The 23,420-nt window shown below is 33.4% G+C and carries 18 protein-coding genes; 4 read left to right on the top strand and 14 right to left on the bottom strand.

The annotated features are described in order from the left end of the window. Nucleotides 1-320: 320 nt before the first annotated feature. Nucleotides 321-1,076, top strand: a complete 756-nt coding sequence (locus VB776_RS23735; RefSeq protein ID WP_323699333.1) for a nucleotidyltransferase domain-containing protein — start codon at nt 321-323, stop codon at nt 1,074-1,076. Beyond that, nucleotides 1,069-1,455, top strand: coding sequence for a hypothetical protein (locus tag VB776_RS23730; protein ID WP_323699332.1), 387 nt, complete (start codon nt 1,069-1,071; stop codon nt 1,453-1,455). Before VB776_RS23735 ends, VB776_RS23730 begins: the two co-directional genes overlap by 8 nt. 82 nt (nt 1,456-1,537) lie before the next feature. Here VB776_RS23730 and eno read toward each other — a convergent pair whose 3' ends face one another. Beyond that, nucleotides 1,538-2,815: a phosphopyruvate hydratase gene (gene eno / locus VB776_RS23725; RefSeq protein WP_323699331.1), complete on the bottom strand. Its 1,278-nt coding sequence runs from the start codon at nt 2,813-2,815 to the stop codon at nt 1,538-1,540. Nucleotides 2,816-3,041: 226 nt separating this feature from the next. On the opposite strand from eno, the gene trxA reads away from it, so the two are divergent. Then, complete coding sequence (trxA, locus tag VB776_RS23720; protein ID WP_323699330.1) at nt 3,042-3,755, top strand: thioredoxin; 714 nt, start codon at nt 3,042-3,044, stop codon at nt 3,753-3,755. Between the two features lie 43 nt (nt 3,756-3,798). Here trxA and VB776_RS23715 read toward each other — a convergent pair whose 3' ends face one another. Next, nucleotides 3,799-4,332, bottom strand: coding sequence for an META domain-containing protein (locus tag VB776_RS23715; protein WP_323699329.1), 534 nt, complete (start codon nt 4,330-4,332; stop codon nt 3,799-3,801). A 97-nt stretch (nt 4,333-4,429) separates the two neighbouring features. On the opposite strand from VB776_RS23715, the gene purN reads away from it, so the two are divergent. Then, entirely contained in the window at nt 4,430-5,008 is a 579-nt protein-coding gene (gene purN / locus VB776_RS23710) for a phosphoribosylglycinamide formyltransferase (RefSeq protein ID WP_323699328.1), read from the top strand. Here the strand turns inward: purN and VB776_RS23705 are convergent. The 12 genes from VB776_RS23705 to VB776_RS23650 all read right to left on the bottom strand — a co-directional run bounded on the left by VB776_RS23705 (nt 5,000) and on the right by VB776_RS23650 (nt 22,783). Further along, nucleotides 5,000-6,028, bottom strand: coding sequence for a M28 family peptidase (locus tag VB776_RS23705; protein ID WP_323699327.1), 1,029 nt, complete (start codon nt 6,026-6,028; stop codon nt 5,000-5,002). The two genes, purN and VB776_RS23705, sit on opposite strands and share 9 nt — an antisense overlap. 96 nt (nt 6,029-6,124) lie before the next feature. Beyond that, entirely contained in the window at nt 6,125-7,717 is a 1,593-nt protein-coding gene (locus VB776_RS23700; protein ID WP_323699326.1) for a M28 family peptidase, read from the bottom strand. A 162-nt stretch (nt 7,718-7,879) separates the two neighbouring features. Continuing rightward, complete coding sequence (locus VB776_RS23695; RefSeq protein ID WP_323699325.1) at nt 7,880-9,325, bottom strand: TolC family protein; 1,446 nt, start codon at nt 9,323-9,325, stop codon at nt 7,880-7,882. A 3-nt stretch (nt 9,326-9,328) separates the two neighbouring features. After that, complete coding sequence (locus VB776_RS23690; protein WP_323699324.1) at nt 9,329-12,472, bottom strand: efflux RND transporter permease subunit; 3,144 nt, start codon at nt 12,470-12,472, stop codon at nt 9,329-9,331. 85 nt (nt 12,473-12,557) lie between these two features. After that, on the bottom strand, nt 12,558-13,676 hold the full coding sequence (locus VB776_RS23685; RefSeq protein ID WP_323699323.1) for an efflux RND transporter periplasmic adaptor subunit: 1,119 nt from the start codon (nt 13,674-13,676) through the stop codon (nt 12,558-12,560). Nucleotides 13,677-13,970: 294 nt separating this feature from the next. After that, a complete protein-coding gene (locus VB776_RS23680; RefSeq protein ID WP_323699322.1) occupies nt 13,971-14,453 on the bottom strand; it encodes a hypothetical protein in 483 nt (160 codons plus the stop codon). Between the two features lie 203 nt (nt 14,454-14,656). Further along, on the bottom strand, nt 14,657-14,920 hold the full coding sequence (locus VB776_RS23675; RefSeq protein ID WP_323699321.1) for a DUF4834 family protein: 264 nt from the start codon (nt 14,918-14,920) through the stop codon (nt 14,657-14,659). 321 nt (nt 14,921-15,241) lie between these two features. Continuing rightward, complete coding sequence (gene mraY / locus VB776_RS23670; protein ID WP_323257024.1) at nt 15,242-16,456, bottom strand: phospho-N-acetylmuramoyl-pentapeptide-transferase; 1,215 nt, start codon at nt 16,454-16,456, stop codon at nt 15,242-15,244. A gap of 150 nt (nt 16,457-16,606) precedes the next feature. Further along, a complete protein-coding gene (locus VB776_RS23665; RefSeq protein WP_323699320.1) occupies nt 16,607-18,067 on the bottom strand; it encodes a UDP-N-acetylmuramoyl-L-alanyl-D-glutamate--2,6-diaminopimelate ligase in 1,461 nt (486 codons plus the stop codon). Nucleotides 18,068-18,325: 258 nt separating this feature from the next. Continuing rightward, entirely contained in the window at nt 18,326-20,440 is a 2,115-nt protein-coding gene (locus tag VB776_RS23660; protein WP_323699319.1) for a penicillin-binding protein, read from the bottom strand. 150 nt (nt 20,441-20,590) lie between these two features. Further along, nucleotides 20,591-21,691, bottom strand: coding sequence for a sensor histidine kinase (locus VB776_RS23655; protein WP_323699318.1), 1,101 nt, complete (start codon nt 21,689-21,691; stop codon nt 20,591-20,593). Nucleotides 21,692-21,802: 111 nt separating this feature from the next. Further along, nucleotides 21,803-22,783, bottom strand: coding sequence for a Kelch repeat-containing protein (locus VB776_RS23650; RefSeq protein WP_323699317.1), 981 nt, complete (start codon nt 22,781-22,783; stop codon nt 21,803-21,805). Nucleotides 22,784-23,420 lie beyond the last annotated feature (637 nt).

Genomic DNA, 23,420 nt, shown 5'->3' with positions numbered 1-23,420 from the left:
AAAGAATCCTACCAAAACCTTTATGCAACTCTGGACTGAATGTATTAATATATTCACCAAATGGACAAATATTCAAGTGTCTCATAATCAAATATTTACAAAAACCTTCGGGTAGAGTAGCTGTATATTATTCCTCTATAGTCTATTTATTACTCTATCAAAACTTGAATTTTCAGATAGCTCTTCTAATAATAAAGTCGTCTCTATTAATTTTTTTGAAGCCCTACGAATATCATTTGCTACATCAGTAAATTTTTCTAATATTTCATTAAAACCAATAAATACACAAGGTGAATTATTAATGACCTTAATTAGCTTTACTGGTATATTATATATGGGATTGCTATCTGCTACTTTTTATAAAAAAATATCAAAATAGCATGAAAACAGAACGTATTAAAAGTTTAATTTTATTTGGGTCAACTGCAAAAAAACAAAATGACTCTAGTTCCGATATAGACTTGTGTGCTATTATTAATGACAATTTTGATGAATCAGAAATAACCAAAAATGAAATTCTTACAGTTTTGGGAAAAAATAACGATTTGAAAGATATTGATAGTTTTTCTGTTTATAAAGAATCGTCTTTAAATAAAATGTTAGACTACGGCTCTTTATTTTTATGGCATCTAAAACTAGAAGGCAAAATTTTATATGGAGACGACTACTTCAATAAGACTTTTAGTAAACTTAAAAGTTTCAAAAATCACTTATCAGAAATAAATTACATAATTAATATATATAATAAAATGGAGGACTCTCAAAATAAAATTGGATTTATAGATAGTTTTGACATAAGTATATATTTTACTTTAATAAGAAATGCATCAATTATTGCTTGCCATAAAGTGGGACAACCTAGGTTTGGGAGATTGGATAGTTTTCTTGTAACTAAAGAAATTATAAGTGAGATACCTCTAAACATAGAAATTTTTGAAGAAATGATGAAAATTAAATTACAATATGAAAGAGGTATTGAATATAACAATAAAAACTTAATCTACACTCAAAGTTTAAAAAGCACAATTTTAGTTACATTATTGAAAATTAAAGAGTTCGTTGAAAGAAATGATTGAAGAAATTTTTATTGAAATTGAAAATATTATAGAAAAATCTTTTAAAGATAATTTTAGATTTGGCTACAAAGAGAGAATTATACTAGAAAGAAATCTTTTTGCATTAATTTTGAGAATAGGAAAGTCCAATAATTTTGAAATAAATAGCTTTTCATCTTCAAAACTCAATGAATATTTATTGAAGCTAAATGATTGTAATTCTGATATTAAACTAATGAGAGATATTTTTGAAATAAAAATTTTCCTCCAAAAGTTAAGTTCAACAAGCTCCTATGTTCAAGGAGACCTTCTATTTAATTTAGGTTTAACCAAAAAAAGTACTTACCCATACATACTAAAGAAAATCAATAAAATTAAAAAAGGGATGGCTGATTATTAAACACGATACACCTCATTCTTCCATAGACAAAAAGAGCCTTGCAAAAACTCTGCAAGGCTCTTTTATTATCTGTTAATTCCAATTAGAAATTTAATCCTGGGAAGTAAGCGTTTGCACCTAATTCTTCTTCGATACGAAGTAATTGGTTGTATTTTGCCATACGGTCTGAACGAGAAGCAGAACCAGTCTTGATTTGACCAGTGTTCAATGCTACTGCTAAGTCAGCAATGGTAGAATCTTCAGTTTCACCTGAACGGTGCGACATGATATTTTTGTATGAATTACGTTTTGCTAAGTTGATAGTATCGATTGTTTCAGTTAAAGAACCAATTTGGTTTACTTTTACTAATACAGCATTAGCAACACCTTGCTCGATACCCATTTGTAAACGTTTTACGTTAGTTACAAATAAATCGTCACCTACTAATTGAACTTTGCTACCAATCAATTTAGTTTGCTCTTTCCAACCAGCCCAGTCATCTTCAGCCATACCGTCTTCGATAGAGATGATTGGATATTTATCTGCCCAAGTTTTCCAGTAAGCAGCCATTTCCATGTTGTTCAATTGCTTGCCATCTGATTTCTTGAATGTGTAAAGACCAGTTTCTTCGTTATAGAATTCAGAAGCAGCCGCATCCATTGCGATGAAAATTTCTTCACCTGGTTTGTAACCTGCTTTTTCGATTGATTGTAAAACGATTTCGATAGCCTCTTCGTTAGACTTGATGTTTGGTGCAAAACCACCTTCATCACCTACGTTAGTTGAATATCCTTTAGATTTCAATACGCCTTTCAAAGCATGGAATACTTCAGTACCCATACGCAAAGCGTGTGAGAATGATTCAGCTTTAGCTGGCATTACCATGAACTCTTGGAAGTCGATTGAGTTATCAGCATGAGAACCACCGTTCAAGATATTCATCATTGGTACTGGCAAAGTGTTAGCATTAACACCACCAATATAACGATATAAAGACAAACCAGACTCTTGAGCCGCTGCTTTAGCTACTGCCAAAGAAACACCCAAAATAGCGTTTGCTCCTAAATTACCTTTGTTAGGCGTTCCGTCTAATTCAATCATCAAACGGTCAATCATATTTTGCTCAGAAACTTCTAAGCCCCACAATTCTTGAGCAATAGCAGTATTTACGTTTTCAACGGCTTTTAAAACACCTTTACCCACGTAAACGCTTTTGTCCTCATCACGTAATTCAACGGCCTCGTGAATACCTGTTGAAGCTCCAGAAGGCACAGCGGCACGTCCAAAAGCACCATCTTCGGTACGGATATCTACTTCGATTGTTGGATTTCCACGAGAATCCAAAATTTGTCTTGCGTGTACATGTTGAATTGCACTCATTTTGCGTAAATTTTGTTTTTGGTTATAAACGGAGGGAATTTTTGTAAATTAGATAATACTCTCTCTTCTTCAAGTAAAATATTTATTCAATCTTTGAAAATCAAAACCATTTTCAAGTGAATTGAATACTTTATTCAAATTCTTGAAAACAAATTTAAGCCTTTTTTCAAGATTGCTTGTACTTTTCTAATACTTTCACAGTTACTTAATTTTAATACTAAAAATAATGAAAAATATTATTCGTACATTTATATTTTTAACAGTGCTTTCTATTGCAAATATAAGCAATTGCCTCTCACAAGTTTTGTCAACTGAAGATTTTCAGAAAAAATATTCTGAAACAAGCAATGCACAGCTTTTAGACGTTCGTACTACTGGCGAATATGGAGGTGGGCATCTGATGAAAGCTCAGAATATTGATTATCGTAGTCCCGATTTCGTTCAAAAGATAAATACCTTAGATAAGGCTAAACCAGTATTTGTATATTGTTTATCTGGAGGAAGAAGCAAAGCAGCGGCAGAAGTATTGAAGCAAAATGGTTTTGCTACTGTTTATGATCTTCAAGGAGGATATTTAAAATGGACTGCCAGTAATTTACCAGTAGAAGGTTCAAAAGAAAATACCAGTGCCAAAGGGTACTCTAAAACAGAAATTGAGACTATTTTGAAAGAAAATGAGGTAGTTGTTTTAGACTTTTTTGCTTCTTGGTGTGGACCGTGTATCAAAATGATGCCGACTGTCGATAAACTTTCACAAGAATTAACTGGAAAAGTAAAATTTGTAAAAGTAGATGCTGATGCAAGCAAAAAAATTATAGAAAATTATAAAGTAGATGAAATTCCGACTTTTATCATTTTCAAAAATGGAAAGCAAGTGAAGCGTTCAACTGGATATTTGGAAGAAAAGGCTTTACAAAAAATGATTGCCACTCAACTTTAAAATAACAGAGGCGAATGAAATTAATTCATTCGCCTCTGTTATTTTATCGTTTTCTTACAAAAAGCATCTCGTCATTGGGAATTTTGATTCTTAGTAAAAGATTCATTCCATCTTCAATTTTAACTTGTTCACTTGCCAATAAACCATTAAAATACTTTAATTCAAAAGCCATTTCAGCTGGTGAACCTGCCATTTTGGTCTGTCCTAGACTTCCACTTGCCAAACCAGTCCAATCCCTCCAACTAGTACTTGTAGCTAGAGTCATACTTCCATTATAGGTATTAACAGCTGATTTTCCATTAATTATTAAATCGTTGGCATTTTGGGCTGTATTACTACGAGCTATCTCCAAATCAACAGGAAACTTTGCTGTGCTTGTCTTCACTAACTCTTTTTCAATCACCAAACTATCTTCTTTGACATAACCGACAAAATTCCATTTCCCAACCATGATGTCACTCAGACTAGAAACTGGCGAACATCCACACAATGGAGTTGGGTCGAGCGTTATACCACATGCCCAAATGAGCGTTGTTAATAAAACAACCGCAAAAGTACGATAAAGATTCTTTTTCATGATTTAGATATTTAGTTTCAACAAAGACGTAGAAAAGTTGAGTTAGGTTGTAAATCTATGCTTAAATTTGTTTCAAATTTGTTAAAACCAATCTGTTTTGTCTAAAAATATTGCCATTTTCGCTTCTGGTTCAGGCTCAAATGCCGAACGCATCGTTGAATATTTCTCAGATTCAACTGAAATCAACGTAAAACTATTTCTTTGTAATAATCCAGAAGCTGGTGTTATTCAAAGAGCCGAACGATTAAATATTCCTTTGGTAATGTTCAATCGCCAACAATTCAAATCTGGCGAAGTAGTTGATATTTTGAAAGAGAATGAGATAGACTGGGTAATTCTAGCGGGCTTTTTATGGCTTGTTCCTAAAAATATTGTAGAAGCTTTTCCGAATAAAATTATCAATATTCATCCAGCACTTTTACCAAAATTTGGTGGAAAAGGTATGTACGGGCATTTTGTGCATGAAGCTGTGGTTGAAAATAAAGAAACAGAATCGGGCATTACTATTCATTTGGTAAACGAACATTACGACGAAGGGGCTATTATCTTCCAAGCATCTTATCCTGTATTACCTACAGATTCGCCCGAGGATGTGGCTAAAAAGGGACAAGTGCTAGAACATAAACATTTTCCAGAAGTAATTGAAAAAGCAATTCTTGGTCAATCATTAATCTAATTTCCCATCTCGATTAGCAATTTCCCATGCAGTGTAAAACACCAATTGGGTTCTTTTTTTGAGTAGTTCAAAATCTATTCTATCGACATCATCGGTAGATTGGTGATAGTCTGGATGCTCGCCATCGAAGTAAAAAATGATAGGAATTTTGTTTTTGGCAAAATTATAATGGTCTGAGCGATAGTATAATTGTTGTGGATGCGATTCTGAATTATAACTATAGTCTAATGTCAACTTTGTAAAAAGCTCATTATTGCGTTCACTTAGGGCATGAAGTTGTTGAGAAATTTTATCCGAACCAATCAAATAAACATAATCTTTTTGATTGGCATGGAAGTCATCAATTCTTCCAATCATATCAATATTCAAATCACAAACAGTGTTTTTGAGTGGAATAACTGGTTTTTCAGTATAATATTCTGAACCCAAAAGTCCGTATTCTTCCCCTGCAAAGGCGATAAATAAAATACTTCTTCTTGGACTTTTCCCTTGCTTTTTTGCTGCTGAAAATACTCTCGCCATTTCCATCATCGCTACTGTTCCAGAACCGTCGTCGTCTGCTCCGTTGAATACTATTCCATTTTTTGTACCGATATGGTCGTAATGTGCAGAGATAACCAATACTTCATCCTTTTTATCTGTTCCTTCCAGAAAGCCCATTACGTTTTCAGTAGCAATTACATTCTTTGCTCGACGCATTTTATTCGTAGGGTTCAACATAATACTGTGTTGTCCTCCAAAATACTTTTTAATGTAAAACGACTGAAAAAATGAAGAATCGGAAGTATTCTGTGTGACAATTGCTTTCAATCCATTTTCTTGAAAATATTTTGCGAGATAATCAGCGGCAATTTTTTGTTCTTTTGAACCCGTCAGGCGACCTCTCAAACTATCACTTGCCAAAAAGCTTAAATGTTTATGTAGGTTTTCTATGGAAATTGTATTGGCAAAATAAGTAACTGTTAATTCATCAGAAACAGCACTGAATAGCATTAGCAGAAAAAAGAAGTATTTTTTCATAAATAAACGAATAAATCTAGGCTTCAATCTGGAATATTTATTCACAAATTGAAGCCTAGATTTACTAAATTAACGTAAAATGGATGGAAGAAAAACTTATTTTTTATCTGAATCTACAACGAGTCTCTTATCACGATTAGCAACATCCCAAGTCAAATAGAAAATCAATTTAGCTCTTTTTTCCATTTTGTCAAATTCTATTTTCTCAACATCGTCTGTAGGTTGGTGATAATCGTCGTGCACACCATTGAAGAAAAACGCTACAGGAATTTTATTTTTGGCAAAATTGTAGTGATCTGAACGGTAATAAAAACGATTTGGGTCGTTCGGGTCGTTGAAACGGAAATCTAAATCAATTGGATTATGCTTTGCATTTTGCTCAATCAAAGAAGCGTGCAGTTCCGAAGAAAGTTTATCTGAACCAATTACATAAATATAATCTCCTTTACCTTCATGTTCTTTGTCGGTTCTACCAACCATGTCAATATTGATGTCACAAACCGTACTTTCCAATGGAAAAACTGGATGTCTTACATAATATTCAGAACCCAACAAGCCTTTTTCTTCACCAGTAACGGTCATGAAAAGCATACTTCTTCTTGGTTTATTTCCCGATTTTGCGGCTTCACCAAATGCTTGAGCTACTTCCAAAACCGAAACCGTTCCAGAACCATCATCATCAGCACCATTATAGATTTTTCCATCGGTTACTCCTACGTGGTCATAATGAGAAGTAACAATCACTAATTCGTCTTTTTTATCCGTTCCTTCTAAATATCCTAATACGTTATAAGTTTCAACAGGCTGAACAGTTCTTTCAATTTTAATCTTAACAGATTGCTTTTCTAATTGATTAGCAACACTTTTAGTAATTGCTTTTTCTTTCAAAATACTTAATTCAGCAACAGTAGTATTGAAAAAGTCAGCTGCCATTGTTGGTCCAACTGTCAAAACAGCGAAATCAGAACTTTGTGGGTCTTTGTCTTCAGTAAAACTAATTCTTGCGTTTCCAAAACGCTTCAGCATTGTTTGGCGTTGCTTAATTACTTTTTCAAACTCCTCCACATTTTGTTTTGAAATCAACAATAAAGCCTTTGCTCCTTTACTTTTGGCAGTTGCCATTTTTTCTTTCCAAGCATCGCCTTTACTCCATTTCGACATTTCTGTATTCCCTGAAATCAAGTAACTTCCATCAGCTAAACGTGGTTCGCCCTCAAAAGCGACTACGATTTTACCGTTTACTTTTGTGCTTTCGTAATCGTTCAACGCTTTATCTTCAATACCATATCCTACAAAAACCGTTTCAAAGTTTTCTTCTTGTGGCATCGGCGAAATGCTGTTGGCAATGAAATCTGATAAGTATTTGAATTCTTTATTCTTTGTTTTTAAGTAAAAATCACCCCAACCACGTTTTACTAAATCTACAGATTGAAGATGAGATTTGCCATTAACAGGGGCTTTAAAACCATAACTACTGAATTGTTTGGCGATATATTCTGCGGCAACTTTTTGTTCTGGCGAACCTGTGTCTCGTCCTTTCAGACTATCAGAAGCGATAAAAGTAAGGTGTTTTCTTAAATCTTTTACCGTAATGGTTTTAGCATATTTTTCAGCAATTTTCTGAGCATTTGTCTGGAAAAAAGTAGCTGATAAACATAAGATGCTGATTAGAAGTGTATTTTTTTTCATGAAAGGTAATTTTAATTTATTGATGATACGAATTTAAGGAATTTATTTGGAAACATTTCCTTCGCTATTTTCTCAAAAATACCATTCATTAACATTTCAAGGTTTTGTAGATGGGATTCTTCCTTGATGAAAATTTTCCTCTAGGAAGAATCCCTAAATAATTTATCTCCAACCTCCACCTAATGCTTTGTAAATATTCACAACGGCATCGTATTGTTGTTTTTTAACATTTATCAATTCGATTCTGGCTTGTAAAGCATTGGTTTGTGTGATTAAAACCTCTAAATAAGTTGCTCTACCTGTTTTAAATAAATCGGTAGAAGTAACGATAGATTCTGTTAAAATCCGTACTTCTTGACTCTTCAAATCCTGAATTAAATTAAGATTTTTAATGTTCGACATCTCATTATAAACCTCTGTATAAGCACCCATGATACTCTTTTGGTAATTATACAAAGCTTCAGTTTGAATGGCATTCGCCATACCGAAATCTGCATTTAATCCTTTTCTGTTGATTACTGGAGCCGATAAACCACCTAAAAGATTATAGGCGATTGACTGTGGAGAAACCACATAAGCAGGATTAAAGGTTTGAAATCCAAGATTCGCATTGATGTTTAATGAAGGATAAAAAGCTAAACGTGCTGCTTCAACATCTGCTTTGGCAGCCATTACTTCATACTCTGCTTTTTTCACATCTGGACGGTTTCTTAATAATTGTGTCGGAATTCCCATTCGAATTTGCGTTGGCAAAGGTTTGGTAAATTGCAATTTATCACGATAAATAGGTTGCGGATACCTTGCTAATAAGAAGTTGATTTTATTTTCAATTTCAACAATTGATTGTAAAATTTCTACTTCTAAACTTCTTGTATTGAGAATTCTAGATTCAAATTGTTTTACGGCTAACTCATTGGCATAACCTGCTTCCTTTTGAGCTTTAATAATTTGCAACTCATTTAATTGTAGGTTTCTGGTTTCTTTGATAATGTCTAGTTCGTTATCTAAAGCAATTAAACTATAATAACTTGCTGAAATTTCTGAAATCAAATTAGTAATAATCCAGTTTTTACCTTCAACACTTGCTAAATAGCGAGCAATGGCTGCCATTTTTTTATTGCGTAATTTACCCCAAATATCAACTTCCCAAGAACTTTGCAAACCAATATTAAAATCAGGAAGATGCTCTGACATTTTTTGGTCTTCGGTAATATTATTTGAAAAATTGGTATCGTAGTTACCCACTCCATCCATCGTATATTTTCCAAATCTTTTTTGTCCGACAGAAACACCAGCACTTACAAATGGTTTCCCTAATACTTTTGCAAAATTGAGTTGCTGTTGTGCCATTTCAATTTTTTGCAAAGTCATTAACAAATCTATATTATTGGTCAAAGCTGTGTCAATCAAAGCAATCAGCGTTTCATCTGTAAAATAGCTTTTCCAATTAATCGCAGCATCGTTGGTTGAATCCTTTTTACTGTTATAAGATTCAGGCATTGCCTTCAACGAAGGCTGTTTGTAGGTTTTCAGGGGTTTACAATTTGTAAACATCAATGCCAAGAAAAGCCCAAAAGAGAGTAAATAATATTTTAGTTTAATCATCATTTTCTAATTAAGAATTAATTCTTCCTTATTTTTCTTAGTTTTTTTCAGTGCCATTGTTGCAAAAATCACGTACAATCCTGGAATAATAATTACACCAAAAACCGTCCCGAAAAGCATACCACCTGCTGCTGCCGAACCGATGGTTCTGTTACCAATTGCACCAGCACCAGAGGCTGTCATCAAAGGAATTAATCCCGCAATAAAAGCAAAAGAAGTCATTAAGATGGGTCTTAATCTTGATACTGCTCCTTCAATTGCGGCTTCAAGTGGAGTACGCCCTTCTTTTTGTTTTAAAATGGCAAACTCTACAATCAAAATGGCATTTTTACCCAATAGACCAATCAACATGACAAGGGCTACTTGTGCATAAATATTGTTTTGTAAACCTAAAACTAAGAGTAAAGCGAATGCACCGAATATACCAGTTGGCAAAGAAAGAATTACTGGAATTGGCAATAAGAAACTTTCGTATTGGGCAGCCAATAAAAGATAAACGAAGATTAAACAAATAATAAAAATATAAATCGCTTGGTCGCCCGATAAAATTTCATCTCTTGTCATCCCCGACCAATCATAAGTATATCCTTTAGGAAGTTTTTCTGCGGCTACTTCCTTGATGGCTTCAATGGCTTTTCCACTACTGAAACCTGGAGCAGGTTCACCATTAATCATCGCTGAAGTGTACATATTATAACGAGTCAATTGTTCTGGTCCATAAACTCGTTCTACTCTGATAAAAGCAGAATAAGGGACCATTTCACCTTTGTCATTTTTCACATACATTCTTAAAATATCATCAGGTTGCGCACGGTATTTTGGTAATGCTTGAATCATTACTTTATACATTTGTCCAAAACGAATAAAGTTTGTTGCATAGAAACTACCAATCAAAGACTGTAAATTGTCCATCGCATTATTCACGGAAACGCCTTTTTGTGCCGCTTTATCGTTATCCACATTGATTAAATATTGTGGAAAACTCGCATCAAAACTGGTAAAAGCATTCTGAATTTCTGGTCTTTTGTTCAATTCTTCGATAAAAGTTTCGGTTACTTTTTGAAGTTTTTGTAAATCGCCACTACCTGTTCTGTCTTGTACTCTTAATTCAAAACCACTGGCATTACCATAACCTGGCACTGCTGGCGGTGGGAAAAATTGAATACTCGCATCTTTGATATTTTTGGTTTTTTCTTTCAAAATTTCCACTACATCATCTACGGATTCTTTTCTTTCTTCCCAAGCTTTTAGGTTAATCATACCCATCCCGAAAGAAGCTCCAGAACCATCTGTCAACAAACTAAAACCTGATAAAGTAGAGATTGATTCTACGGCTTCAATTTCTGTTGTTGCCTTCTGAATTTCATCCATTACGGCTTCTGTTCTTTCAACGGTTGAACCTGACGGAGTAGTTACGTTGGCATAAACTGTACCTTGGTCTTCTGTTGGGATAAAGCCAGATGGCAAAAAGATATTTGTTCCCCAAGTAGCACCAATAAAGAAAATTAACATCAAGAAAGTAACGACTCTTCTATTGGCTATTGAACCTAATAACGATTTATATCCGTCCGACAAACCATCATATTTCTTGTTGAACTGATCAAAGAATCTGCTTACTAAGGTTACTTTTTTAGGCTTTCCATGATTGTTTTTCAACATTATGGCACAAAGTGCTGGCGTTAATGTTAAGGCATTTACTCCAGAAATTACGATGGCAATCGCCATGGTTATGGAAAACTGTCGATAGAAAACCCCAACTGGACCAGATAAAAATGCTACAGGAATAAACACGGCTGTCATTACCAAAGTAATCGCTACAATCGCACCACTGATTTCATTCATAGATGAAATCGTTGCTTCTCTGGCATCCAGATGCTCTGTTTCCATTTTTGCATGCACAGCTTCTACCACCACAATGGCATTATCAACAACAATCCCGATCGCCAATACCAAGGCAAAAAGGGTTAAAAGGTTGATTGAAAACCCGAAAATCTGCATAAAGAAGAAAGTACCAATCAACGAAACGGGTACAGCCAAGGCAGGAATCAAAGTAGAACGGAAATCTTGTAAGAAGATAAATACAACCAAAGCCACTAAAATAAAGGCTTCGATAAGCGTTTTGATTACTTCGTGAATAGAAGCATCCAAGAAACGAGAAACGTCATAACTGATGTTATAGTCCATTCCAGGAGGGAAAGTTGCTACTTTCAACTCAGCCATTCTTTTCTTTACATTTGCAATTACTTGACTGGCATTTGAACCCGGTCTTTGTTTCAAGATAATCGCCGCAGATGGTTTCCCATTTTCTTTAGAAAGTACGTCATAATCTAGCGAGCCAAATTCTATATCTGCAACTTCTTTCAATCGAAGTATTTCTCCATTAGGATTTGCCTTAATAATTACATTTTCGTACTGTTCAATTTTTGTGTACTTCCCTGTATAACGTAGTACATACTGCAATGACTGCGCTTTTCTACCAGAACTTTCTCCAATTTTTCCGGGTGCAGCTTCAACGTTTTGGCTTCTCAAAGCATTCATGATGTCTTCTGCCGAAACATTGTAGGCTGTCATTCTATCTGGTTTTAACCACACACGCATAGAGTATTCACGTTGCCCCATGATGTCGGCAAAACCTACTCCATCAATTCTTTTTAATTCAGCAAGAATATTGATGTCGGTAAAATTGTACAAGAATTTCTCATCCGCAGTAGTATCACTCGTCATGATGTTTAGGTACATCAACATACTGTTTACTTCTTTTTCGGTAGAAACCCCCGCTTTAATTACTTCTTCGGGTAATTCATCCAAAACTGTTGAAACCCTGTTTTGCACGTTTACTGCTGCTAAATCTGGGTCTGTACCTACTTGAAAATATACTTGTACGATACTTGTTCCGTCATTACCTGAAACGGATGTCATATAAGTCATTCCTGGAACACCATTGATGGCACGCTCTAAAGGTGTAACTACTGCTTTGGCACATACTTCGGCATTAGCACCTGTATATTTTGTTGTTACCGTTACTGCTGGTGGTGCAATATCTGGGAACTGTGTAACTGGCAGTTGTGTCATTGCTAAAAGCCCTAATAATAAAATTATCAGGGAAATTACGATTGACAGCACTGGCCTATTGATGAATGTTGTAAACATATTTTTGCGTCTTTGGATTGATGAAAGATATTTAATCGAAACATTTCAATACTGATAATGTCGATTACAGCTTGAAAGATGATGATTACTTATTTCTTAAATCATCAATAATTTTTGTCATCGAAATCATTTCTGGAATAACTTTCATACCATCTTTCACATTCTGAATACCTTCATAAATAATTCTATCACTCGTTGTAACGCCTGATTCTATGACATATAAATGTGGGATTCTCAACCTTGGCACAATACTTCTAGTTTGTACTTTATTGTCTTTATCCAACACATACACAAAAATCTTATCTTGAATTTCAAATGTTGATTTCTGTGGAATCACTAAAGCACCTTTTACATTATTCTTAATTCTTACTTTACCACTTGAACCATGTTTCAATATTTTTTCTGGATTAGAAAATCTTGCTCTAAAAGCAATACTTCCTGTATTTTTATCGAACTCTCCCTCAATCGTTTCAATATTTCCTTTATAATTATGTGTTTCGTTATTCGCCAAAATCAGGGAAACTTCGCTTTTTGCGGATTCTCTGATAGTTTTAGCAAACTCTAAATATTCTTTTTCAGATACGTTGAAGTAAGCAAATACTTCTTGGTTGTCTGAAATCGTGGTTAGTAATGTTCCTTCGTCGATTAAACTTCCTATTTTGTTCGGAATTCTATCAACAATACCATCAAATGGTGCTTTGATTTCTGTAAATGATAATTTTAATTTAGCACTTGTTTCATGTGATTGTGCTTCTTCTATTCTGGCATTTAAAGCGTCTAATTTAGCTTTTGCCATTTCATATTCTGTTTTAGAAACTACATTTTTGTCAACCAACAATTTTACGTTTTGCAAATTAAGTTCTGCTGCTTTTGCTTCAGCAATAGCACTTTTTAATAGCGCTTTTGCCTTCAAGATTTCTTCTTTATATTCTTGACTGCTGATGCTAAATAATACTTGTCCTTGCTTTACAAACTTCCCTTCGTCCACATAGATTTTTTCGATATAACCTTTTACTCTTGCACGAATCTCTACATTCTTGATAGCGTTAATATCTGATACATAATCATTGTTGTACTCTGTATCAATGACGATTGGGTTAGTCGTCGGAAATTCTTCTTGTTTTTCTTTACTTTCTTTGTTTGTTGAACATGCCGTCATCAATAAAACAGCACTGAAGCATGTAAGCATGAATACTTTTTTCATTACATAAATAAATTAAGTGAATAAATACATTTGGGTAATTAGAGTGCTTTAGGCAAAAACCCAATAAAGTCTTCCTCACTAAAAAGTGAGATGTTTTATCAAAAAAAATCAATACTCTATCAGGAAACTTTTTTAGGAGTTTCGTAGATACTGAATGAGTTTTCAGTTTTACAATACATTAAGATTTTACGGATCAAAATCTCTCAAAAAAGAATAGCCATACCGATAAATCTTCGTAATGGACGAAGGATCTATCAATCATTAACACAAATTTTTAAGAAAGTTTTTGGAATACTAAGCCACTAAAAAAAGGGAGTATTCTGGAGGTGGTGAGTGGAATAAAATAACGACCTCAAGGTAATGCCCATCTTTGTAGATGAAATTACTTTTAGTCTCAAGAAGATTATTAATATCAAATATAAAAGCATCAGCTGGGCTAAAAATATTACCAATACAAGCTGTTCTATTACGTTTTGAAGTCTTTGTTTTTTTTTGAACTTGTTGTTCGTCATCATCCAAATCTGAATCATCAAAACCCAAGATGAGTTTTTCTAATGAGAAAAAGTAAGCATGATTCCGTAAGGCTTTTAATGATTTATATCGCTTTGATGAGATATTATTATTCTGGTATGAAAAACCAGTCATTTTAGAAAAAGCACTTGAAGATAATATTGAATTATTGTTTAGAACAGGGCTATGTTCATCAACAAAAAAACTTAGATTAGTACTATTTTTGCTCGCAGATGTTGGATTTGTTTTGATGAAAAAAAGTATCAAAAATGTGCATTTAATGCAAAAAAGAATATGTTTTGGGCTTAATTCCACAAAAAGTACAAATTCACGTTTAACAAAAATACAATTTTTATCATGAAATCAAAATTTTTAATCTTGATTTTAGACAAATCAGAAGAATAATGATACGAATACCTCTGTTTGTTATAAGATGATAAAATTCATCAACATAAGTGTAGCGAAGAGGCTTACTTTACCTCTTCATAATCTATATATTCACCTCCATTGAAGTTTTCAGTTCCTTTTCCTTTTTTAGTAGGCACATAATCAACGTCAATTTGTCCTTCTCTTTTATTTGTATGATTAGACGAATGTTGAGTACGTTGTTGTTGCTGAAAGTCTTGCTGTGCTTTATTGATTTGAGAAACCACAAATCCTCTAAAAGCCCATTTTAACAAACTTGGAAAAATGAATATGATAAATAAAATGATGAGGATGATCTTTATTAACATGATATGCTATGATTTACTAAAAGGATAAAATTACATAAGTATTTCAACTTACCATTTATGTGTACGCCATCTCAATACAAAACAAACTTAATGTAATCTCGCTAATTTGCTGTACTGTATTGGTAAGCTTTATTGACTAAACTTTACAAATTAATAACGTCAAAATTACAAATTAGTTTTTTGTCTCATTACAAAATCCAGAAAGTTTTTACGAATGGTCGTATATTCATGTGAATTAAGAAAAACGTTTATTGTAGGTAAAAAACAAAAAACACTTTCGGAAAATCGAAAGTGTTTTTTGTGAAACCAGTTCTTTAGATACTATCGTAATTTCAAGGTTACTACTGATATTACCACTAAAAGAATACAGATAATCCAGAAACGGGTTACCAATTTGGCTTCATGGTAGCCTTTTTTCTGAAAATGATGATGTAATGGCGACATCAGAAAAATCCTTCGTCCTTCTCCAAACTTCTTTTTTGTGTATTTAAAATAACTCACCTGCATAATTACGGAGAGTAATTCTATCAAGAAAATACCACAAAGCACAGGTATCAACAATTCTTTTCTGATTACAATGGCTAAAGTAGCGATAATTCCGCCTAACATTAAGCTACCAGTATCGCCCATAAATACTTGTGCTGGGAATGAATTGTACCATAAAAAGCCAATACAAGCCCCAACAAAGGCGGCACAAAACACCGCTAACTCTCCTGAATTAGGAATAAACATTACATTCAAATACTGTGAAAATACTTTATTACCAGAAACGTAAGCTAAGACTGCTAAACCAATTCCGATAATCATAGAAGTTCCTGCGGCTAATCCATCAATACCATCTGTAATATTGGCTCCGTTCGAAACCGCCGTAATGATAAAAATCACTGCAATTACATAAACTACCCAAGTATATTCATCTAATCCTAAAAAATCTGGAATCAAATAGCTGTAATCAAATTGGTTATTTTTCAAGAAAGGTACAGTTGAAATCAAGGCTTTTGAATCGGTAAATTTCTGAACTTCACCAATGTTTGATGCAATTTTAGCTTTTTCGTAAAAACGTACTTTAATGCCATCGTTGAACCACATCGTAAGCCCAACGATTAAACCTAAACCAATCTGACCAACGATTTTGAATTTTCCCGAAAGTCCTTCTTTATTCTTTTTGAATACTTTGATATAATCATCAATAAAACCTACAGCACCTAACCAAACTGCTGTAACTAATAATAAGATGATGTAAATATTATCAAGCTTAGCGAACAAAAGTGTAGGCACAATCAATGAAAGCAAAATGATGAATCCTCCCATTGTTGGAGTACCCTTTTTTTGCATTTGTCCTTCTAAACCTAAATCTCTGATGGCTTCGCCAATTTGTAATTTTCTAAGTAAATTAATAACCGTTTTTCCCCATATAGCCGCAATTCCCAAAGAGGTAATTACCGCTGCAAAAGCACGGAAAGTAATGTATTGAAATAATCCAGCTCCTGGGAAATTGAAGTGTTTATCTAAATAATCAAATAGATAATAAAGCATAATAATTTGGTTAGAATGATGGCGAAAAATTATGAGGACAGACTCAAATAGCTCTTTTAAAATAAAAATAGAAGCAAATTTACTAATGTTATTCTGTTTTAAAGCAATATTGACTTGCTAATCCTACATCTCTTTTGTTGAAAACTTCTATTAGTTCCCGAAAGCTTCTTTCAAGACTAATCTATCATCAAAATCGTATTTCACTCCTTGAATATCTTGGTACGTTTCATGACCTTTTCCAGCTACTAAAATAATATCTCCTGCTTGTGCCAAAGTATTTACTGCATAAAAAATGGCTTCTTTTCTATCTTCAATGGTTTTCGTTTTCTTGAAATCAATCGGAGGAACACCTTTTTGCATTTGTGCTAAAATCTCCAATGGGTCTTCCTTTCTTGGATTATCGGAAGTCAAAATTACTTTGTTAGATAAAGTACAAGCAATTTTTGCCATGATTGGTCGCTTGGTAGCATCTCTGTTCCCTCCGCAACCTACTACAGTAATTATTTGTTGGTCATCTCCTTTGATTTGCTTGATAGTTTTCAACACATTTTCAAGAGCATCGGGCGTATGGGCATAATCTACGATGCCTACTTTTCTATCTTTGATTGAAACGATTTGTTCAAATCTCCCCGGTGCGGTTTTCAAACCAGACATTTGAACTAATACTTCGTCAGGATCTTCGCCTAATAAAGTAGCCGCCCCATAAATCGCCATTAAATTATAAGCATTGAAAGTACCGATAAGCTGAAAATGGATTTCTCGTCCATCAATTTCCATTTGTAATCCATAAATACTGTCGGAAACAATTCTGCCTTTTACGGTGGCAAGCGTTTCTAAAGAATACGTTTTGATACTTGCTTTTGTATTTTGAACCATTACCGAACCACGACGGTCATCTACATTGATTAACGCAAAAGCTGTTTTGGGTAAAGCATCAAAAAAACCTTTTTTGGCTTTGATATAATTATCGAATGTTCCGTGGAAATCAAGATGGTCGTGTGTGATGTTCGAGAAAATTGCTCCTGCAAAAGTTACTCCTGTAATACGATGTTGTACAACTGAATGCGAACTTACTTCCATAAAAGCATGGGTACAGCCAGCGTGTACCATCTCTGCCAAAAGTTTATTCAAACTTACGGCATCGGGAGTAGTATGTGTTGAAGGAATTACTTCTTCATCAATCTGGTTCTGTACCGTTGAAATCAATCCACAACGATAACCTAATTGACGAAACAAACTGAATAATAACATCACGGTTGTTGTTTTTCCATTAGTTCCTGTGATACCAACTAATTTTAATTTCTCCGAAGGATTACCATAAAATGCTGAAGCTACATAACCCAAAGTTTCTGAAGCGTCTTTTACTTGGATATAAGTAACGTTTTCAATTTGTACTTCAGGTAAATCTTCACAAAGAATTGATTTCGCTCCCAATCCAATTGCCTTTTCAATAAAAGTATGACCATCTACTTGTGTTCCTTTTAAAGCAACAAACATTGAGCCTTCGGTTACTACACGAGAGTCAATAATAATTGAAGATACTTCTACTGACGAATCACCAACGATGGTAATCGTTTTAATATTTTTTAAAAGATTGGACAGGATTTGCATGATAAATATTTAAAAGAAATTTTGTTTTTAATCTTTGTAAGAAGTGATTAGTAAATAGTGATTAGTTTTTTTTTACTTGATTGATTATTAGCAACAACTAGATATTGATAAATTAATACAAATGTTAATTTATCAATCCTTAATAAGCAATCTTACAGAATTAAGTATCATCAAAATCAACTTAATTTCAATATTTTAACACTTATTCGCCCTTAAATTCTAATCACCAATCACTATTTACTAATCACTTTTTCCCTCTTAATTCAATACTAAACCAATGGTTCTATTCTTGGCAGCAAATACTCCTGGAGGAATGGATTGACTCTGCACTTTCCCGAAACCAGAATAACTTACTTTAAAACCTTTGTTTTCTAAGATATAGATGGCATCTCTTAAAGACATTCCTCTTAAATCTGGTACTTTATTTTTAGGATTACTGTGTTCTTTGTATTGTACTCTGCCATTTTCAGCTTCCATCACAGCCCATCCTTCATTAACTGGTTTTCTTTCAATACCCAATTCTTCATTAATTGCTTTGATGTCCGAAGTATGAACTATTTGTTTTTGACTTGTAAGCTTTACTCCTACATTATCATTTTTTGCTAATAGTTTGTGCATTTGAATATCACAAGCATAAATCTTATCAGCTATTTCTTTAAATACTGGTGCAGAAGCATCACTTGCAAAAAGTGCTTCTCTTTTTACACCTCTCGGATTATCAATCGCTACAACACAACTATACTTGGGTGCATCCGCAGGGAAATAACCAATAAATGAAGTATAATACATTCCTTTACGGTACTTGCCATTGATTAGTTTTTGTGAAGTACCTGTTTTCCCTGCAATTTTATATAAATCATTTTTGATGTTCGATGCTGTTCCTCTTTCAACCACACCTTCAAGCATCTTTCTTACTTTTTTTAGTGTTTCTGCTGAACAAATCGGATTTTCATCTACTTCTTGTTTTAATTTGAAATCATCTTCAACTCTGTCTGCTACTCTAGTTTCTTTTACGATAATGGGCTGAATCCATTTGCCATCATTGGCAATGGCATTATAAAAGGTTAACATTTGCAGGGGAGTCAACGACATTCCATAACCGATAGAATTCCAAGGTAAACCTGTAATGTCTCCTTTTTTAGGTGGACTAATTCTTGGAACAGCATCAGGTCTTAATTGGAAATTCAAGCGTTGGTCTAAATGAAAATCATGTAATTTTTTGTAATACTTCTTTTCATTTCCTTTCCCAAAATACTTTAACATCAATTTGGCAGTACCAACATTTGAAGAGTGTTCAAAAACAGATTGGGCTGTAATATTTCCATAGCCTCCTATTTTGGCATCTTTCAATATTTTATCTCCAATCTTCATTTCTCCATTCTCTGTATTTACCATTTCGGTATTTGATAAATTCCATTCTTCCATCAGAGCAACCATCGAGGCTAATTTGAATACAGAACCTGGGTCTGTCAAACCTAAAACTGCATGATTATAAGTTTCGGCATAATTAGAAGTATCACGCATTCTGGTAAGATTGGTCATTGCCTTAATTTCCCCAGTGGCTACTTCCATCACAACTACGCAACCTTTATCTGCACCCGACCTTTTCAAAGCTCTTAATAAAGAACTTTCTGCAACGTCTTGAATATTGACATTAATGGTTGTGTGAATATCTAAGCCGGGAATAGGAATAGCTTCTTCTCCGCCATCTATTGGGCGAAAACTTCCTTGTCCGATTTTCTCAAAAATACCTTTACCGGGTACTCCTGCTAATTGAGCATCAAAACTGTTTTCAATTCCTACTTTTTCTTTGTCTTTTTTATAACCAATGGTACGAAAACCCATTTTCCCAAAAGGATTATAACGCACATTTACTTTTTCAAAAACTACTCCACCTTTGTACTTTCCTTCTTTGAAAATAGGCCATTTCTTCATCATTTTTACATCTTGAAAATCAATCAATGAATTGTTTAAAAGCATGTAGCGGTCTTTTTCATGACGAGCCAAACTAATCATGGAGTAATAATCTTTCCAATCTTTATCGCCATAAAAATTAGAGAGTTTTTTACAGAGTTCTTCGATTCCATCTTCAAAAATGGCTTTGTTTTTATCAGATAAAGAAACGAGCGGATCAAATCCTAAACGATATTTAGGCAAAGAAGTAGCCAACAAACTGCCATCGTCTGCATAAATATTTCCACGAACAGCTTCAATTGTTCTTTCACTAACATATCTGAGACTAGATGCTTTACGCCATTTTTCACCTTCGATATTTTGCAATTGAACAATACGCCAAATGATACCTCCAGCAAAGCAAAGGATTAGCAAAAACACGAAGCGGAGCCTCATTACTATGTCTTTTTTGATATTCATTGATGTAAGGAATCTGATAAAGAATTGTCTGTTGGTATTTTTTACAATTTACAATATCCACAAATATACTAAAAATTGGAAATTAGGCTTGAAGAAAGCGTGAAGGGGATGAAATCAAAAAAGAGAGCTTTGAGATGTTACTTTATGTTTCTATGATAAACCTAACTTTAAAGCAATCGAATAACAGTCTTTTTCATCATTAATTTCAAGCGTGTGAGTATTTGGGTAAAGTGTTGATAAACGTTTTTTTACATTATTTAAGCCTATGCCTCCAAAGGTATTCTTTCTATTTATTGATATAATGTTCGATTTACTATTTTCCACTTTGAACAATAAATACTTATCAATAACTTTTAATTGTATTTTAATGAAACATTTTGATTTCAAATCTCCAATACTGTGTTTAAAAGCATTTTCAACAAAAGTAATGAGTATCATCGGCGGAATATTCCCATTAATTTCTCCTTCTATATCAAAACTTACTTCCAGTCTTTTGGTATTTCTAATTTTCTCTAATGCTATAAAATTCGTTAAGAAATTTACTTCTCTTTCCAAGCTTATTGTTTGTTGATTAGATTCATAAAGTACATAATCTAACAAACTTGATAACGATAATATTGCATCACCATTACGTTTATCTTCTGTAATAGTAAGACTATAAATATTATTAAGTGTATTTGTTAAGAAATGAGGATTAATTTGGGCTCTTAAATAATCAATTTCTATTTGCTTCTTTTCAGAAACACTTTTAGCCAATGAACGAGTAAGTTTAATAAAAAAGGCTGGTAAAGCGGTGAGAAGGATTTCTAAGGTATAACCAATCATATCTCTAGTTTTAAAAAAATACCATACTCCTTCATTGTAATAATTTCTCCAATATTTATCACTAGATAACTGATAAATTAACCACTTATTTTCAACAACTATCTTAACCCTTAAATATGAAAGTACAGCCATTATTAAAAGAATAGTAACTGTACCCAAAAATGTTATGACATATTTTTTAATTCCATTAGATTCCCAACTTGGTAAGATTAAGTAGATGATTGCATAAAACATAATCATGTTAAGTGTAGAAACATAAGTTACTGATGTGAATTTGTAACCTAAACTAGCTGTAGGTAAAACAAAAATTACCCAAAAAGACAAATAGAGAAATACCCAAAATACAACATGCAACAACACTCTTTTTTTACTAGAAACACCTTCAATAGGATATACTCTTAGAAACAAATCGGTAATCTTTTCCATTACAAAAAATAGGTTTACTCTTTAATTATTTTTGATTGTTGTTACTGTTTATTTTCACTTATTAACCTGCTTAAAACAGCTATTCTTCAGTTTTCAGCAGGTATTATTATTTTATTTCAACACTTCTATCGCATTTAGCTCTGGTCCACCACCTCTATTTCCTGAACCAGCAATGGTATAAACCTTCCCTTTTACCACAACAGCACCTGTTCCATGACGACCTTGATTTAAACTTGGGTATTTCAACCATACTTTTTTATCAACATCATAAGCTTCTACTTCGCTATGGGCTGGTACTTGTACTGGACTTTCTCCGCCAATGATTAAAACCTTATTCCCTAGTGCTACTGCTGAACAACCAGCTCTTTGTGTAGGAATGTTTAAGTTTTCGGGCAGTGTTTCCCAAGTATTCTCTTTAAAATCATACACATCTACAGTAGCTTCTGTCAGGTTTAATACTTGGTTAATCTTTGCTGTTGAACGTCTGCCTCCAGCCAAATATAATTTTCCTTTAACAACGGCTGCACTCACGTGGTCACGAAGATGAGGAGCGTCTGCAAGCTTACGCCAAGTATTTTTATGTGGATCATATTCATCTAACCATGCAACATGACCGTCCCAATGACCATCTTGAATACCACAAACTAAATAAATTTTATTTTTATAGACTACACAACCCGCAGAGCCTCTTAATCTATCTTTTGGAATTTCAGGACCTTTTCTCCATTCTCCTTTTTGAAGATTAAAAATATAAATATTAGGAATAGGCATTTCATGTGGATAATTACCCGTCATTGCTCCAACCACATATACTTCGTTTTGATACGTAACAGCTTGTAAATGGGATATTTCAAGAGGAGTGTCAGCAAATTTCGTCCAAGTTTGGGTCTTGGTATCAAATACATCGGTTGATTTTATACCACGACCACCAAATAAAACTATTTTATCGCCAATGGCTGTTAACGAATTTTCGTGTCGATTGGTACAATTGTTTTCAGGATAAATTACCTCCCAACTTTGTGCATGTAAGTAATTGTTTATCAAAGTACTAAACAACAAAGAAAGTGCTAAAAAACGATGATTAATTTTCATGATGATTCAATTGTTTAAAAGTATTATTCGCTTCAATTTAATGAGGTTCTTTAATATTTCAAGCCTTTTCTGTCGCTTACTTTGGTTAATTATTCATCTGCAATTATGGTGTTTAAAAGCGATTGCTAGAAAATAAACAAACACAAAAACAGTCTTTTAACGCCTTTTTTAGCTATTTTTCTTGTCAGCAATGGCTTTTTGTAAACTAGAAATGCTTCTTTTCTGACAAGAAAAATTATTTAGTATGGTAGAAACAAACATTTTCACCCTTGAAAAACTATTTAGTAAGGTAGAAAAAAAGATTTTCACCCTTGAAAAATTATTTAGTAGGGTAGAAAAAAAGATTTTCACCTTTGAAAAACTATTTAATAAGGTAGAAAAAAAGATTTTCACCCTTGAAAAACTATTTAATAAGGTAGAAAAAAAGATTTTCACCCTTGAAAAATTATTTAATAAGGTAGAAAAAAAGATTTTCACCCTTGAAAAATTATTTATTAGGGTAGAAAAATTCCATCAGAAGACACTATCCCTAATTTTGTGTAAGTTGTTTTTTGTATTGATTATTTGTTTTTGATTCTTTGGTCAAAAATAAGGTAAAATTGGTTGATAATAATTCCCCAGTTTTGAATGGGTTTTG

Source organism: Arcicella gelida (genome assembly GCF_034931025.1).
Lineage (GTDB): Bacteria > Bacteroidota > Bacteroidia > Cytophagales > Spirosomataceae > Arcicella > Arcicella gelida.
The sequence above is the reverse complement of the archived record's forward strand: the minus strand, read 5'-3'. Positions and strand labels throughout refer to the sequence as shown.

Excerpts from the sequence above, each read along its gene's own strand:
- eno (WP_323699331.1), bottom strand. The coding sequence starts at position 2,815 with ATGAGTGCAATTCAACATGTACACGCAAGACAAATTTTGGATTCTCGT.
- VB776_RS23700 (WP_323699326.1), bottom strand. The coding sequence starts at position 7,717 with ATGAAAAAAAATACACTTCTAATCAGCATCTTATGTTTATCAGCTACT.
- VB776_RS23650 (WP_323699317.1), bottom strand. The coding sequence starts at position 22,783 with ATGAAAATTAATCATCGTTTTTTAGCACTTTCTTTGTTGTTTAGTACT.
- VB776_RS23715 (WP_323699329.1), bottom strand. The coding sequence starts at position 4,332 with ATGAAAAAGAATCTTTATCGTACTTTTGCGGTTGTTTTATTAACAACG.
- mraY (WP_323257024.1), bottom strand. The coding sequence starts at position 16,456 with ATGCTTTATTATCTATTTGATTATTTAGATAAACACTTCAATTTCCCA.
- VB776_RS23665 (WP_323699320.1), bottom strand. The coding sequence starts at position 18,067 with ATGCAAATCCTGTCCAATCTTTTAAAAAATATTAAAACGATTACCATC.
- VB776_RS23695 (WP_323699325.1), bottom strand. The coding sequence starts at position 9,325 with ATGATGATTAAACTAAAATATTATTTACTCTCTTTTGGGCTTTTCTTG.
- VB776_RS23705 (WP_323699327.1), bottom strand. The coding sequence starts at position 6,028 with ATGAAAAAATACTTCTTTTTTCTGCTAATGCTATTCAGTGCTGTTTCT.
- trxA (WP_323699330.1), top strand. The coding sequence starts at position 3,042 with ATGAAAAATATTATTCGTACATTTATATTTTTAACAGTGCTTTCTATT.
- VB776_RS23655 (WP_323699318.1), bottom strand. The coding sequence starts at position 21,691 with ATGGAAAAGATTACCGATTTGTTTCTAAGAGTATATCCTATTGAAGGT.
- VB776_RS23675 (WP_323699321.1), bottom strand. The coding sequence starts at position 14,920 with ATGTTAATAAAGATCATCCTCATCATTTTATTTATCATATTCATTTTT.
- VB776_RS23730 (WP_323699332.1), top strand. The coding sequence starts at position 1,069 with ATGATTGAAGAAATTTTTATTGAAATTGAAAATATTATAGAAAAATCT.
- VB776_RS23685 (WP_323699323.1), bottom strand. The coding sequence starts at position 13,676 with ATGAAAAAAGTATTCATGCTTACATGCTTCAGTGCTGTTTTATTGATG.
- VB776_RS23660 (WP_323699319.1), bottom strand. The coding sequence starts at position 20,440 with ATGAATATCAAAAAAGACATAGTAATGAGGCTCCGCTTCGTGTTTTTG.
- VB776_RS23690 (WP_323699324.1), bottom strand. The coding sequence starts at position 12,472 with ATGTTTACAACATTCATCAATAGGCCAGTGCTGTCAATCGTAATTTCC.